Annotated in this window: 16 protein-coding genes and 1 pseudogene; 3 read left to right on the top strand and 14 right to left on the bottom strand. The window is 42.9% G+C overall.

All coding sequences use genetic code 11. From position 1 onward, the window contains the following. Nucleotides 1–18: 18 nt before the first annotated feature. The gene (locus AC0VZ8_RS27935; protein ID WP_475485120.1) at nucleotides 19–204 is read right to left on the bottom strand and encodes a hypothetical protein; all 186 of its coding nucleotides are present in this window, start codon (nucleotides 202–204) and stop codon (nucleotides 19–21) included. 163 nt (nucleotides 205–367) lie between these two features. Continuing rightward, nucleotides 368–841 (bottom strand): IS200/IS605 family transposase, encoded by a 474-nt coding sequence (tnpA, locus tag AC0VZ8_RS27940; protein WP_475485121.1) that lies wholly within the window; start codon nucleotides 839–841, stop codon nucleotides 368–370. Nucleotides 842–1,537: 696 nt separating this feature from the next. Here tnpA and AC0VZ8_RS27945 point away from each other — a divergent pair. Continuing rightward, on the top strand, nucleotides 1,538–2,218 hold the full coding sequence (locus tag AC0VZ8_RS27945; RefSeq protein ID WP_475485122.1) for a hypothetical protein: 681 nt from the start codon (nucleotides 1,538–1,540) through the stop codon (nucleotides 2,216–2,218). A 565-nt stretch (nucleotides 2,219–2,783) separates the two neighbouring features. Here the strand turns inward: AC0VZ8_RS27945 and AC0VZ8_RS27950 are convergent. From AC0VZ8_RS27950 to dnaB, 10 genes and pseudogenes are all read right to left on the bottom strand, one after another. Next, nucleotides 2,784–3,275 (bottom strand): hypothetical protein, encoded by a 492-nt coding sequence (locus AC0VZ8_RS27950; RefSeq protein ID WP_475485123.1) that lies wholly within the window; start codon nucleotides 3,273–3,275, stop codon nucleotides 2,784–2,786. 211 nt (nucleotides 3,276–3,486) lie between these two features. Then, nucleotides 3,487–3,975 carry a LexA family protein gene (locus tag AC0VZ8_RS27955; RefSeq protein ID WP_475485124.1) on the bottom strand — a complete coding sequence of 163 codons (489 nt, stop codon included), beginning with the start codon at nucleotides 3,973–3,975 and terminating at the stop codon, nucleotides 3,487–3,489. Next, nucleotides 3,972–4,424 carry an ASCH domain-containing protein gene (locus tag AC0VZ8_RS27960; protein WP_475485125.1) on the bottom strand — a complete coding sequence of 151 codons (453 nt, stop codon included), beginning with the start codon at nucleotides 4,422–4,424 and terminating at the stop codon, nucleotides 3,972–3,974. The genes AC0VZ8_RS27955 and AC0VZ8_RS27960 overlap by 4 nt, the downstream gene beginning before the upstream one ends. Nucleotides 4,425–4,427: 3 nt before the next feature. Further along, nucleotides 4,428–5,072, bottom strand: a complete 645-nt coding sequence (locus AC0VZ8_RS27965; protein ID WP_475485126.1) for a hypothetical protein — start codon at nucleotides 5,070–5,072, stop codon at nucleotides 4,428–4,430. A gap of 35 nt (nucleotides 5,073–5,107) precedes the next feature. Continuing rightward, nucleotides 5,108–5,344 carry a hypothetical protein gene (locus tag AC0VZ8_RS27970; RefSeq protein WP_475485127.1) on the bottom strand — a complete coding sequence of 79 codons (237 nt, stop codon included), beginning with the start codon at nucleotides 5,342–5,344 and terminating at the stop codon, nucleotides 5,108–5,110. A 37-nt stretch (nucleotides 5,345–5,381) separates the two neighbouring features. Further along, nucleotides 5,382–6,218 carry an N-6 DNA methylase gene (locus AC0VZ8_RS27975; RefSeq protein WP_475485128.1) on the bottom strand — a complete coding sequence of 279 codons (837 nt, stop codon included), beginning with the start codon at nucleotides 6,216–6,218 and terminating at the stop codon, nucleotides 5,382–5,384. A 266-nt stretch (nucleotides 6,219–6,484) separates the two neighbouring features. Beyond that, entirely contained in the window at nucleotides 6,485–7,300 is an 816-nt protein-coding gene (locus tag AC0VZ8_RS27980; RefSeq protein WP_475485129.1) for a hypothetical protein, read from the bottom strand. 2 nt (nucleotides 7,301–7,302) lie between these two features. Then, complete coding sequence (locus AC0VZ8_RS27985; protein WP_475485130.1) at nucleotides 7,303–7,836, bottom strand: crossover junction endodeoxyribonuclease RuvC; 534 nt, start codon at nucleotides 7,834–7,836, stop codon at nucleotides 7,303–7,305. 122 nt (nucleotides 7,837–7,958) lie between these two features. Beyond that, on the bottom strand, nucleotides 7,959–8,150 hold the full coding sequence (locus AC0VZ8_RS27990) for a hypothetical protein (protein WP_475485131.1): 192 nt from the start codon (nucleotides 8,148–8,150) through the stop codon (nucleotides 7,959–7,961). Nucleotides 8,151–8,161: 11 nt separating this feature from the next. Then, nucleotides 8,162–9,052 (bottom strand): annotated as a pseudogene (dnaB, locus tag AC0VZ8_RS27995) (replicative DNA helicase); the annotation flags it as partial. A gap of 245 nt (nucleotides 9,053–9,297) precedes the next feature. On the opposite strand from dnaB, the gene AC0VZ8_RS28000 reads away from it, so the two are divergent. Both AC0VZ8_RS28000 and AC0VZ8_RS28005 read left to right on the top strand, forming a co-directional pair. Beyond that, nucleotides 9,298–10,176 carry an ImmA/IrrE family metallo-endopeptidase gene (locus AC0VZ8_RS28000; protein ID WP_475485132.1) on the top strand — a complete coding sequence of 293 codons (879 nt, stop codon included), beginning with the start codon at nucleotides 9,298–9,300 and terminating at the stop codon, nucleotides 10,174–10,176. Nucleotides 10,177–11,055: 879 nt separating this feature from the next. After that, nucleotides 11,056–11,238: a tyrosine-type recombinase/integrase gene (locus AC0VZ8_RS28005; protein ID WP_475487778.1), complete on the top strand. Its 183-nt coding sequence runs from the start codon at nucleotides 11,056–11,058 to the stop codon at nucleotides 11,236–11,238. 249 nt (nucleotides 11,239–11,487) lie between these two features. On the opposite strand, the gene groL is transcribed toward AC0VZ8_RS28005, so the two are convergent. After that, on the bottom strand, nucleotides 11,488–13,116 hold the full coding sequence (groL, locus tag AC0VZ8_RS28010) for a chaperonin GroEL (RefSeq protein ID WP_071222540.1): 1,629 nt from the start codon (nucleotides 13,114–13,116) through the stop codon (nucleotides 11,488–11,490). Between the two features lie 62 nt (nucleotides 13,117–13,178). Next, on the bottom strand, nucleotides 13,179–13,460 hold the full coding sequence (gene groES / locus AC0VZ8_RS28015; protein ID WP_006212454.1) for a co-chaperone GroES: 282 nt from the start codon (nucleotides 13,458–13,460) through the stop codon (nucleotides 13,179–13,181). Nucleotides 13,461–13,701 lie beyond the last annotated feature (241 nt).

The raw sequence follows: 13,701 nt of genomic DNA on the forward strand, positions 1-13,701 counted from the left end.
CCCTCCCCTACTCTCTCCCTATTCTTCTTGCTTATCAGATGATTGCAACTTGGCGAGGGCCTCGCCGATCGCAAGATCAACTGCTTCTAAGATTTCGATCTGCCGACCTGGATGAGCATCAAGCATAATATTCACAACAGCTGCGATTTCCTCTACGGGTGCAGATAGATCGATCTGCAGCTCCACCTTTGTAACCTTAGCCATATGACACCTCCCTTCAGGCAAAATCATGACCACCCGTCCAACGGGTGGTTTGCTCTCGGGGTATAACCCCTTGTTGCCAAACTGCGCCTAAAGACGCTAGCCTGACCATAACTCTGTTCAGGCTCATTGTTATTTGTCACTTTCACTTACCAGTTAAACTGGTTTATTTCTTTTTGCCCCTGTTGCTGCTGAATGGATCTTCGTACTCTTTTACACTCAACTTATCCATGGCTTGATCATGTGCCTCTTGTTCACGAATGTACTTCGCTACTGTTGCTTCATTCAAACCTACTGTACTCACATAATATCCTTCTGCCCAAAATTTTCGATTCCCGTATTTATATTTTAGTTGTGCATGCTTCTCGAAGATCATTAACGAACTTTTCCCCTTTAGATATCCCATGAATGATGACACTGAAATTTTCGGTGGGATAACCACCAACATATGGACATGATCGGGCATCATGTGACCTTCTATAATTTCTACTCCTTTGTACTTACATAAGCGTTTGAAAATTTCTATTAAGTCTCTTCTTACTTGATTATAGATCTCTTTCCGTCTATACTTCGGGGTAAATACAATGTGGTATTTGCACATCCACTTTGTGTGAGCTAGGCTGTAGCTCTTGGTTGCCATTTGAAACCATTCCTTTCTTTGAGCCTGAACATCTCAATTTTATTGGAATGGTCTCAGTGGTCAAACCCTCAATCCCTCCACCCGCATAGCGGGTGGTTTTTTGTTTCGCGCGTTTCACGCACTCAACTGGCTAAAGCCATAATAAAAAAGCCGCCCAGGGATGGACGACTTAATAATTCTAATATTCACTTACTTCAAAATTAATCTTAGTATCTAGAGAGGAAGAACATGACCATTTTACTGAGGTTCGATTTGACAAGTCAAAAGCCAAAATTACTAATAAAAAGCTCTATTGGCCATTTTCATTGTGTTTGCTATTAATATCTATTTATTTCGAGCCAGGTTTACATCACTCTATTGGAACCACTATGAAGCGTATATATGATAGTGGACTGGCGAATACCAAAATATCTTTTGATAGATATAGTAGCTATTTCAGATGAGAGATCAAATAAAAAATCAGATTCCAACCCATGGTTCATTCCTATTTCTTAAACGAATTCCATTATTTGTGTTAAATTTAAATTGAATTACATTATCTATTTGGTATAATATAATCGACTTACTATATTTTACATAATAATTCAAAAAAAAGATGAAAGGAGGTCGCTAGGTAATACATTGTTATAGAAATTCTGTTTTGATTTTTCCCCGAAGATTTAATTTTTTTCAATTCTAAACGAAAGAAGGATGAAAATGTTTAAAAAAGCTGTTTTATTAATTTCGCTTTCTTTGTTTATGGCGATCACACCACTTACACCACTGGCTAGTGCAAACGAAATCCAAGAAACAATAGTATTAAACCCCAATGGTCTATCCATACCACAGGAAGTCATTCAAGATTTGAAAGAAAGCAATCCTGATGCTGGATTAATTACTATTTATGAATATGGTGAAGTTCAAAGCGTTCAAGATAGAAATATACAAAGTAATAACTCACCATCGGCCCTTCTTCCTCCAACATATGTTTATAGGATTACATCTAGCAAAAGTGTTACTCAGTCAGATGTACTTGTCAAAGATGAATTCAAATTCTCTGTGGCTAAAGGTGAGGACGTAACATTATCCCAGACATATACAGGTTCTCTAAAAGGCTCTATTTCAGGTTCTCCTTGGGATAAGGGTGCTATCGGTGCCGAAATAACTATTACAGCACAATACACAAAAGGAACAAAATACTCAGGACCACCTGAATCCTCTATTTATAATACAAGAGAATTCAGAATGAAGTTTTATGAGGAGCGGGGTACCTGGAGACAAATTAGAGACGCCATCAGCACTATAACCCAAGAGGTAATTGCTACTGAAACTAAAACTGGCAACTATAATAAGCCAACCCGTTTCGTGTCTTATAGTCTTGACAAAACAGTAAGATGAATAAGCGTAAACACACAATAGGGATTATCACCATTCTGTTACTTCTAGTTTCTTTACCCATAGGTTCGATATTAGGAAATTTATCTCTTATTTTGGTGGATTTAACACCAATGATGCAAGATGTTTTCATTCTTTTATCTGTAATAATTTGCATAATAGCATCGATTATTTTTTATATAACTTTTTCAAAAGAAACTGAAAATTGAAGTACCCTAAACACTGAGAGGGTGTCACGAAAGTCACCAAAATTGACTGAGGGACGACCCTCCCTCCTTTTTGCCTTTGAATATTAAACTATTAATCCTCATGTGTAATCAATGATGATCGTATCGTTAGATGAATTTTTAGAAATGAAGCATACTTTCAAATCGCTAATGATCCTGATAATTGAGAAACCTCTTGTTCACGAATAATTAAATAGAAGAAAAGAGAAGAGGTACGCCCCGGTCATATGCCGCATTCATGCAGCCGTGCGTGTCATTCTCGCCTTTTTCTATGCTCCTATCGTAACATGGCCAAATCATCAGGTGGTCTTCAGCATTTCCCGATTTCCCCCACTTTGTCGTCAAAATTCTTTGCATATTTCCTCAAAGAATCGCATCAACTTTAACGTGTTGGCCATGCTCTCGATGCCTTCGCTGATCCGCCGGTCCACGGTGCTATGCGCAACGCCGCGCTTCATAAACAAAATGGTTTCCTTCCGGCTGTACCCTTGCAGAAATCGAAGGTCGATCGCTTGTTTTACTTCGTCTTCGAGAATCTGACTGTGGGCTCTACGTATCATTGAAGAATAAATTCTATATTGTCCGTAAACCCACTTCTGTTTTTCGGTCAAGATTACAGCGTTCGCCGTCTTATCCGCATGGAGATCTTCCTGATCGATGCGACGAGCTGCTTCTCCGTCAATTGCTACCTGAGCTAATTCTTTCTGGTATTTTTCGAAGTCGCTCATGAATAGCTGCATGGATTTAAAATTGCTGAGGTAGAATTCCGTCGTTTGGATCTCATCCTCAGATGCTTTAGCGAAAAGTTCCCCTTGTCCCCATGCCATCGCCATTCCCCTCAATCCCCTTTGTGATATAATCGGTGAGAGGAATATATTACCGATTGACCCCCGACCCGGCCAAGGATTAGGGGGTCTTATTTATTTTCTGATCTTTCGGTGTCACTTTCCCCAGAAATCTTTATAACAATCCGAGCAGACCTTCATTTTGTTTCCATTCACTTGGTTTTTCATCACACACACTGCTTCTTTTTCCTCACATAGGTCACAAATTGGTTTTGGCTGATCCATGTTCTTCCTCCTTTGGGTAAAGAGTTGTTAGCGCCGTTCCTGCTATGCTCAATGCCTTTGCATGATGTTCTTCTTTGTATTTGTATCCTCCGCCTAAACCTTCACCCAGTCCAAGTCGTACTATTTTCTCCAGCGCTTCCTTTAGTATCTGTTCACGGGCTTCAACAACATTTAAATCATCATTTAGATCCATTAAAAGATTTTTATATCGTTCTGCTCTCCGCTCTGCCTTGTCTGCACGTCCTTTATTTATGACTTTAATTGCGCGAGGACCGTCGCCCTTTTTGATGTAACCTTTCTGATCCAATTTCTCAACAAGTTTGAACGCTGTAGATGCTGAGCTGCATTTCATCCCCAACGTGATTTCACGAATAGAGGGTGGATAACCGTTTTTATTCACAAAGTTTTTGATAAATTCCAGAGCATCAGCCTGCCGATTTGTCAGTTTCTTTTGTTCTCTCATGCCGACATTCCCTCCCAATTCCAGAGTCCCTGCATACCCTTTTCAGGAATCGGCTCTGCCAAGCATTTCACATCAGACATTTCCCATGCATATCGGCCAGGGGAGTAAAAACCGAACTTATCCTCTTTTAAACTGACACGCTTGTCTTGCCCGCCTGTTCCGTTGTATAGCAGCGGCATTCCACTTTGATAGTCGGTTCCGATTGACCAACACTCAGTTAGGTTTGCAATCGCAACAACTGCTCCGGTTGGCAGGTTATCGACTGAATACCCATGCCGCACTAATGCTGCCTTGATTTCTGGCACCTCGCATGCTTCCCGATCGATCTTCTTGCCGGCGTGAATTGCTATCGGGCCGCGGTGCTTTGTAGCCCAGCTGCGAGTCTCATTGCCCTTTTCCAAGATAGCAATCAGCGTCGCCCAGGGTTGAATTATGGTTATGGCCTTCATCCGTTATCTCTCCTGCCCTTCCTTGTCTGTGAGCCAATCGCAGTATTTCTGTATTTCTTCCTTGTCTTCAAAATAAGTCCACGGTGTTACTGCTGCATATGAGGTCCCGTCTTTGTACATTTGATGTGGCGTGACCCGTTCTTCACGTTGTTCATCGTAATATCCGACTTTAATTCCGTATTCAGGCGAATAATGCTCAATATACGATGCAGCAACTTCTCTGATTTCGTGCTTTGTTGTATATGTCTTGCAAGAACAATCCTCTTTAGCTGTTCTTCCTAGCGGGGTCTTATACTCAACCTGTCTGTTGTCATCGCAAAGGTTGCATTTAGGCTCATAGATTCGGTTGGAATCAACGGTATAAATCATTGCCTTGTAGTCTTTCAGTAATTCAGTTAAACGCATTTTCTTTGCTTCCCTAAAAGCATCAAACTTTGCGCGTTCCAAATCATCTTTTTCGCGAGTTCGTTCGAATTCGATTTCTCGCATTCGTTCCTTGACCGGCTTTAATTCAGCGTTTTCTTTCCGAAGTCGAGCCATTTCTGCCTTGTATTCATCTTTGACAGAGGCCATAAGCGATGACTTAAACTCATCAACTTGCATTTCGAAATCAATCGGTTCGCTATAGAAATCATCATAGTCGTTCATTGTTATCAGCTCCTTGATGGGCTGCAGCCCTTGTATTATCGAACCCACTTGAATCCTTTGTAATGATCTTCAATAAGATATGCCTTGCCACCCGGGACAAAGTTATTCGGCTCCACTCGCAATGCTCCGGATCTTGTTTGAACAAACCCATAATCAGCAATCTCTGCACTTGCAGCAACGACCATTTTGATTTGCTCAATGCGACAGCCGGATTCAATTAGCGGATTCAAAGCCTGATCAATCAGCTGAATTGCTTTTGGTGAAATCGCCATCCTATCATCTCCTTTGTGAGAAGATTCTTTCCTGGGATTAGAACAGGGTTAGCTGCAGTGGTTGCTCATCCTGATTCGCTTTTTGTGTTGCCTTTATTGGTTTAATAGCTTCTATCTTCGCTTTTCCATTGATCTCTTTTCTACCTCCGCCAATCATCTTGTCCATTGCTTTGAAGATTCTCCGGTAATGCCAAACGTCTGAGAAAAAGAGGGGAGTATACCAGACATCATGATCCCTTAAGTCTTCTATTACTGGATTGCTCAATGTATCCCCTATAACCACATATCCAGGGCATCCGAGCAGTGACAGCTGAATATAGCACATAAGTGCAGCAGTCTGGTCGATGTCCTGGGCAACGAAAAGAATATGATCCTGATAATTGATGCCTTTAGCCATGACTGCATTTGCAAAGCCGATGAGCGTTGCTCCTGCCCCACATGCAGGATCATTGACACTGATGTATCCTTTCTTACTTATCTGGCCGTCAATTTCTCCAAGTTGCATATCTGCCATGAGCCTGCACAAAAGATACGGTGTAAAAAATTGCCCTTTCCAATGGTTGCTGAGCTCAAGTTGCATAAACAAGTTGCCTAGAAAATCTTGTTCATGATCTGCATCCAGTGCATCCACAACGGATGCGAATAATTCAGGAAACAGCCTTTGTTCTTTGGCATCATACCTACCTATCCGATCTAAGTAATACTTTTCCCGCTCCGCAAATCGTTCTTTATCAAATCGGTTGGATATAGCACAGGCGGACATGTATATGAAATCACTCCAAACCTGCCAACTTTGTTGCTTATAGGTGATCTGTTTAAAGCAGTCAATGAATCGTTTTTGATGACTATTTAATCCCGATATACCTTTCCTCATGTTGATTCACTACTCTTTCTAGTTCTGAACTTGATCGGCTTCTTATGCGATGCTGGAATGGGTTTTCCAACAATCTGTGCCAACTCATCCGGACAAAGCTTATAGTTCATGACTTTACTCGGGGGTGACCCCTTCAATTCATTTTCACGATTAGGTACCGATGTTTTCATGTTGCTTCCCCATCCCACAAGAACTGACGTTCTGTTAAAACCATGTAATTAGGTACCCCGGTCTGCTGCGACCGGGGTTGTTGACTTTGAATGCTATTAAGCGGCTCCACCGTCTCTCATCATCTTGGTGACCATTTCCTTATACTTCTTCCACTTCGGTTGAATTTGGCTAGAAGGGATGCCAGCAATCTTTGAAATCTCAACCCATGTCTTACCCTCATTCAGACGCTTTTCCAAGAACAATGGGAAATCCAACGGGATATCTTCGAAGGAAGGACGTTCTTTCAGGATGAACTGTTCCAGCTCCTCCTTGCTAATCTCTTCATCGAATGCCTGAGTCTCCTCAGCCTCAGAAACACCATCAGTTGCAGTATCCTGATCAGAGTCCTCGAAGGTCATTTCCTGCCCATCCGATTTTTCCTCATGTTGCTGTTCTTGCATCCATTCCGGAAGATCAGAACCTTCTTGTGTTGAACCCTCACCCATGATTTCCTTTTCATCATTCAGTTCGCTGCTTTCCTCTGCCGGCGGTGGGTCCCCTGCAGGATCCTCAGCTTTTCCATCACTGTGTTCAGTAGCTCCCTCTCCGGATTCTTCGAAGTCCAGTTCAACCTGATTTTCATCCTTTTGCTCATCCGACTGCTCAACAGATGTCACCACACCGGAAGCATCTGTTGTGACTCGACGTCCTGTCCAAGGTCTATACATGTCTTCCTCATCGTCCCCAAAGTCTAAGGCAGCCTGCGGATCTCCCAGGAAAACATTGATCTTCTCACCTTGGTTGGTACTCAAGAACAAGAAATTTTCTTGAACCACTTTGAGGGGCAAAGTCAACTTGATTTCAACATCCGAATCCCCGACTTTAATTCCTTTTCCCATAGTTGCAGTGAATTTGGCGAAGTTTTTAATCATATTTAAGCAGCTCCTTTAATGAATTTTTGATGATAGGCCCAACAAAGAGCAATAGCATCTGATGGATCAAATAGCCGTTCTCTTACATCCCCAGTCTTGTACTTCCCTTTTGGATCATCTCTTTTGTACAAAACTGGTATCGCAATTTCGTCATAATCCAAATCAAACAACATCTGCATTTCAATAGCGACTGTCTCTTTGTCTGCATTTCCCTTACCAGTTTGCATTTTAAGCTCAGACGGACGCACTTCTGCGATCTTCACACCAAGATGTAGGGCTGCCAACGTAACCATGGAATAAGCTCCTACCAAAGCAAGCACACTATTGGCATTTTTGAAATGAACTGGCCTTTCTAAAATGAGCACATGAGGCCTTTCCTGCTTAAGCATTCGAAATGTATCCTGATATATCGCATCAAGTACGTCTGGCATTTTTATCTTGCTGTAATCCCGGATCCCGAAATCGAGGGGCTTTCCGCGTCCCATGGTTGCCCATCCTGCGTAATTTGTTCCGTGGTCTATAGCCATAAGCTTCATTTCTAACTACCCCTTCCTTCCGTGCTACACCTAGTAGTACAAAAACTTCTCCGATTAAACGTCCTTTATCGTCATAGATGATGTCATAAGGTGTATCCTGAAAATACGGATCGATTCGAACTTCACTGCGCAAGCTTCCCGCCTCCTATCTCGATAGCGAGCTGAAATTCTTTGACACCCTCATCAATCTCTGAAGATTCCATGTCTGAAAACTCTATAAGCAGCTCCTGACGATCAGGAACACTGCCAGTGTGCATGAACCGATGTCTCATGTATTCGAACACGCTCCACTTGCTCCATGGACTCCCCATCATCCTTCCTCCATTCACGCCCAACGGCGCTTATTGATATCGGCCACCTTGTTTTGTTTTGGTGGCTGCGGACCGGGATCCGAATGCACCCGATCGTAATTGACGAATTTATTGAATTGCTTCAGGAACACCAGCTCCACAGTACCCACTGGACCATTCCGTTGTTTAGCGATGATGATCTCGATGATATTTTTCTTTTCGGATTCCTGATTGTAGTAGTCATCCCGGTATAAGAACGCAACGATATCGGCATCTTGCTCGATCGAACCGGATTCCCGAAGGTCACTCATCATCGGCCGCTTGTCCTGTCTCTGCTCTACCCCCCTGCTGAGCTGGGAAAGTCCGATGATTGTAACTTCCAGTTCCCTCGCCAACTGTTTCAAAGTCCGGGAGATTTCGGACACCTCCTGCTGCCGATTCTCCGTTCCACGGCCTCGACTGGTACCGGAGATCAATTGCAGGTAATCAATCACAATCAGCCCAAGCCCTTCTTGCTTCTTCAACCGGCGGCATTTCGACCGAATGTCATGAACCGTGATTCCTGGGGAATCGTCTATCAGGATATTCGTTCCGCCTAAGGCTCCAGCAGCTGCTGCCATCTTGGTCCAATCCTCGGACCCCATATCACCCATCTTGAGCCTACTTGCCTGGAGATTGCCCTCTGCGCTGACCATCCGTGTGACCAACTGTGCGGCTGACATCTCTAAACTGAAAATAGCGACAGGTTCCTCAATACGGGCGGCCACGTTCTGAGCGATGTTCAAGGCGAAGGCTGTTTTTCCGACCGATGGACGCGCTGCAACGATAATTAAATCGTTCTTCTGCAAACCACGATGATCCAGTTTAACGATGATGATAAAACCACAATTGCCCTCGATGATATTGCAGATTTGATACCTCATAAAGAAAAATTGATATTAACTGCAGAGCGCTTTATTTAATCTTTCTTAGTTCCAAAAAGCCCCACCATCGGGCTTTTCTTTTTACTCATGATACGAACATACATTCCTAACAAGAAAGGTGAATCCTGGGACAAATCAGAACCTAACGAAAGATATAAAAAGCAAATAACCTAAACGTCCCTCATAGCCGGAAACGGCTATTATTTTTACAACTAAACCGAACATACATTCTAATCAGAGGTGCAATTATGTTATTTTCCCATTATCAAGAGACGACACTTGAGAAATCAATATCTAAACACTACAGATTGCATAGATTTTGGAGTGCCGAAGCACTACTGGATATTGATCGTATCGCAGAAACATTTGATGTTGACCTGAGGTACGATACATGCAAATCAGTTTCTGATAACAATGAAAAAATCATAATTCTTGATAAACGATTAACTGGTTTACAGCAGCGCAAAATTTTCTTTCACGAATTGTGTCATGTGTTACGACATGCAGGTGATCAACGTAAAATGCCCGCACTCTTCCGAGAAGGTCAAGAAGCTGAAGCTGAAAACTTTGTGTTATATGCGTCTATGCCTTTCTATATGATATCCAAGCTAAAAATACCCGATCGCCAAGATGAGGGTGTGCAATTTCTATCATCTACTTTCAAAGTGCCCTTAAAGTTGGCGAAACGGAAGCTTGAACAAATCCAGCGAAGAGAACTTCAAGGAATACTAATTCTTGAGACAGCCAGGCAGCTCTTAACGAACCATGCCATTGAAGAAACACAAGCAAGTCTCGGGGAGACAACATTCTATGCATACTATGATCCAGCCGGAGATTATATAGAACCTTCCCAAATCATTATTCAAGTCGACAAAGAGACGTTGGTGTCACAAGAAGAGCTCCTCTTCGATTTAGGAGGACCGTTCGAAAGAATAGAGGAAAATGAGTTGCAATATTTCTCTGATTCCATACCGGTCAAATTTCATGACTTGGACTATACCAGTGATGGACGTATTAGCTTAAGGCTGAGCCATCTCGCAAGCAGATATTATAATTCAGCATACAAATTCATCGTACATAGAAAAGATATTGATCAGATCTTGAATTTTCATGGGGCATTATTTTAGGAGGTCGATGGAATAGTGGCTAGCTTTTTCAAGGTACCAGCAAAAAATAAACAAGGATTTAGTGGGTATGTATAAAGGATGGCCCGCCCTATCCTGTCACCGGAAAACGTAACCAAATCAAACGTCGAGGAGATACGAAAAAACAAGCCGAAGAACGAGTCGATAAAGCGATCCATTCATTGAAGGAAGATGGTATCGACACTAAAAAGGTCAAGAATTTCCCTTTCAAAAAAGTCGCATTAGAGTGGCTCGAAGAATACTCAAGGGGGAAAGTAAGGAAAGGAACTATCAGACTCCGCAAAAATTCATTAGCTATTTTGAACAAATATATAGCAGCAGTAAATATTGATAAAATTCCGCCTAAAAAGCACCAACATATATTAAATGATCTATATGATAAGGGCTATTCGAAGTCGCACATTGAGGGTGTACACGTCACGGCCAATTTGATATTTAATATGCAATCAAAGAAAAATACCGTAAAGATAACCCCGCTACTGGCGCAAAAATACAGGAGAAACCATTAACCGTTGAAGAGATCGAAAAAAATCCTATCGAAGAAAAATATCTTGAGAGGAGAGAACTAGCTGAGTTTTTAGCCACAGTGAATCAACATGGCTTGCCCTTCGATAAAGAGATGTTCCACCTGTTAGCTTTCACGGGAATGCGACCAGGCGAAATGATTGCTTTAAAAGAAACTGATTTCTTCTTTGATACAAATCAGTTAAGGATCACGAAAACATTATATAACCGGATAACAATTATATTAAATATGAGCTTACTCCACCAAAAACAATTGGTTCAATCCGGACAATCGACGTGGATCCAGTAATCATGAAACTTATAAAAAGGCATATTACAGAGCAGAAGAAGCTCAGAATGACCGTCCATAATTTCAATCCAAATTATCATGATGAAAAATTTGTGTTCTGTAACGATGATGGCTATCCAATTATTCAGAAAACAGTGATACGTCGTATGGAACGGTTAATTCGAAAAACATCAATCAGTAAAAAGGCAACACCTCATATCTTTCGACACACACATCAGTATGATGGCTGAAGCAGACGTTGACCTTAAAACAGTAATGAAACGGGTCGGTCACGATGATCCAAAAACAACTTTGCAAGTGTATACCCATGTGACTGAAAAGATGCGAGAAAAATCGATGAGCAAGATGAACATTCAATTTGCAGACATCCTAGCTGGCCTCTCCTCGCAAGGAATGTGACCTTTTTGTGACCTTATACAAGAAAAGAGACCCCTCGGGGTCTCTTTTTCATTGATATGACAGGCTTTTGGGGCCTATTGTTACATCATGCCGCCCATTCCACCCATGCCGCCCATATCAGGCATAGCTGGTTTTTCTGGTTCTGGCTTGTCAGCGATAACCGCTTCGGTTGTCAGGAACATCGCCGCAACGGAAGCTGCGTTTTGAAGAGCGGAACGCGTTACTTTCGCAGGGTCAACGATACCTGCTTCGAACATGTTCACCCACTCATCCGTAGCAGCGTTGTAGCCGATACCGATCTCTTCTTTTTTCAGACGCTCTACGATAACAGAACCTTCTTTGCCAGCGTTTGCTGCAATCGTGCGGATTGGCTCTTCCAGAGCGCGCAGAACGATATTCACGCCTGTTTTCTCGTCGCCTTCTACTTGAACAGCAGAAACAGCGTTGTATACGTTAACGAGCGCCGTACCACCACCGGATACCATACCTTCTTCAACCGCAGCGCGAGTTGCGTTCAGGGCATCTTCAATGCGCAGTTTGCGTTCTTTCAATTCCGTTTCAGTAGCCGCGCCGACTTTGATAACCGCTACGCCGCCAGCCAGTTTAGCCAGACGCTCTTGCAGTTTTTCTTTATCGAAATCGGAAGTGGTTTCTTCCAATTGGTTGCGGATTTGCTTCACGCGAGCTTCGATGTCTTCTTTGTTGCCAGCGCCATCCACGATGATTGTGTTCTCTTTGGTTACGCGCACTTGACGAGCGGTACCCAATTGATCGATGGAAGCTGTTTTCAGGTCAAGACCGAGCTCTTCCGTAATCACTTGGCCGCCAGTCAATGCAGCGATATCTTGCAGCATCGCTTTACGACGGTCACCGAAGCCAGGAGCTTTAACAGCGACAGCGTTGAACGTTCCACGCAGTTTGTTCACGATCAGCATCGCTTGCGCTTCGCCTTCGATGTCTTCCGCGATCAGAACGAGCGGTTTGCCTTGCTGTACGATTTTTTCAAGGATCGGCAGGATCTCTTGCGTGTTGGTTACTTTTTTATCGGTGATCAGGATGTATGGATTCTCAAGAACAGCTTCCATTTTATCCGTATCGGTAATCATGTATGGAGAGATGTAGCCGCGGTCGAATTGCATACCTTCTACAACTTCCAGCTCCGTCAAGAAGCCGCGGGATTCTTCAACGGTGATGACGCCGTCTTTGCCCACTTTATCCATCGCTTCTGCAATCAGTTGACCAACTTCATCGTCAGCTGCGGATACGGAAGCGACTTGAGCGATTTCCTGGTGGTTCTTAACTTCTTTTGCGATGTTTTGAAGTTCAGCCACAGCTGCTTTAACCGCTTTGTCGATACCCTTGCGGATGATCATTGGGTTTGCGCCAGCTGTTACGTTCTTCAGACCTTCACGGATCATAGCTTGAGCCAGAACCGTTGCCGTTGTTGTACCGTCACCGGCAACATCGTTGGTTTTGGTAGCTACTTCTTTAACAAGCTGAGCACCCATGTTCTCGAATGCATCTTCCAGCTCGATTTCTTTAGCGATGGTTACACCGTCATTCGTGATGAGCGGACTCCCGAATTTCTTCTCAAGAACCACGTTACGGCCTTTCGGTCCGAGTGTTACTTTAACTGCATTTGCCAAAGCGTCTACACCGCGAAGCATCGAGCGACGGGCGTCTTCACTGAACTTAATGTCTTTTGCCATGGTATTACATACCTCCCTAGTGGATTATGAAATAGTGAAACAAAGATATATTCAGGCGTTCATTAGCCTAAGATCGCGTGGATGTCGCTTTCTTTCATAATCAAATATTCTTTACCTTCGTATTTGATTTCTGTTCCAGCGTATTTGGAGAAAATAACGCGGTCGCCTTCTTTAACTTCCAAAGGTACACGTGCGCCGTCTTTCAGGGAGCCACTGCCTACAGCAATAACTTTACCTTCTTGCGGCTTTTCTTTAGCAGAGTCAGGAAGTACAATCCCGAATGCCGTAGTTTCTTCTTGTTCGATCGGTTCTACCAATACGCGTTCACCTAAAGGTCTGATCATGAAAAAATAGCCTCCTTTAAATATGTTGTGATGCTTTTTTCAAAGCTTTATGTATTAGCACTCGACAACCCTCAGTGCTAACAACCAACTTTATGATACTCAAGTTGTCTTAAAATTTCAAGTCCTTTGCATGATTTTTTGATCATTTTTTTGCAATCCGGACTTAGGGAGGGGTTGTCCCCAAACCCCCTTCTCCATTGTATCCATGACCAGCCAAAATATGCCTGAGTCTTAAGGGACG

It is taken from the genome of Paenibacillus sp. QJM3NY_38 (assembly GCF_056173265.1).

What these genes read in the sequence shown, in the direction of transcription:
- AC0VZ8_RS27935 (WP_475485120.1), bottom strand. Translation starts at nt 204, where the DNA reads ATGGCTAAGGTTACAAAGGTGGAGCTGCAGATCGATCTATCTGCACCC.
- tnpA (WP_475485121.1), bottom strand. Translation starts at nt 841, where the DNA reads ATGGCAACCAAGAGCTACAGCCTAGCTCACACAAAGTGGATGTGCAAA.
- AC0VZ8_RS27945 (WP_475485122.1), top strand. Translation starts at nt 1,538, where the DNA reads ATGTTTAAAAAAGCTGTTTTATTAATTTCGCTTTCTTTGTTTATGGCG.
- AC0VZ8_RS27950 (WP_475485123.1), bottom strand. Translation starts at nt 3,275, where the DNA reads ATGGCGATGGCATGGGGACAAGGGGAACTTTTCGCTAAAGCATCTGAG.
- AC0VZ8_RS27955 (WP_475485124.1), bottom strand. Translation starts at nt 3,975, where the DNA reads ATGAGAGAACAAAAGAAACTGACAAATCGGCAGGCTGATGCTCTGGAA.
- AC0VZ8_RS27960 (WP_475485125.1), bottom strand. Translation starts at nt 4,424, where the DNA reads ATGAAGGCCATAACCATAATTCAACCCTGGGCGACGCTGATTGCTATC.
- AC0VZ8_RS27965 (WP_475485126.1), bottom strand. Translation starts at nt 5,072, where the DNA reads ATGAACGACTATGATGATTTCTATAGCGAACCGATTGATTTCGAAATG.
- AC0VZ8_RS27970 (WP_475485127.1), bottom strand. Translation starts at nt 5,344, where the DNA reads ATGGCGATTTCACCAAAAGCAATTCAGCTGATTGATCAGGCTTTGAAT.
- AC0VZ8_RS27975 (WP_475485128.1), bottom strand. Translation starts at nt 6,218, where the DNA reads ATGAGGAAAGGTATATCGGGATTAAATAGTCATCAAAAACGATTCATT.
- AC0VZ8_RS27980 (WP_475485129.1), bottom strand. Translation starts at nt 7,300, where the DNA reads ATGATTAAAAACTTCGCCAAATTCACTGCAACTATGGGAAAAGGAATT.
- AC0VZ8_RS27985 (WP_475485130.1), bottom strand. Translation starts at nt 7,836, where the DNA reads ATGAAGCTTATGGCTATAGACCACGGAACAAATTACGCAGGATGGGCA.
- AC0VZ8_RS27990 (WP_475485131.1), bottom strand. Translation starts at nt 8,150, where the DNA reads ATGATGGGGAGTCCATGGAGCAAGTGGAGCGTGTTCGAATACATGAGA.
- AC0VZ8_RS28000 (WP_475485132.1), top strand. Translation starts at nt 9,298, where the DNA reads ATGTTATTTTCCCATTATCAAGAGACGACACTTGAGAAATCAATATCT.
- AC0VZ8_RS28005 (WP_475487778.1), top strand. Translation starts at nt 11,056, where the DNA reads ATGACCGTCCATAATTTCAATCCAAATTATCATGATGAAAAATTTGTG.
- groL (WP_071222540.1), bottom strand. Translation starts at nt 13,116, where the DNA reads ATGGCAAAAGACATTAAGTTCAGTGAAGACGCCCGTCGCTCGATGCTT.
- groES (WP_006212454.1), bottom strand. Translation starts at nt 13,460, where the DNA reads ATGATCAGACCTTTAGGTGAACGCGTATTGGTAGAACCGATCGAACAA.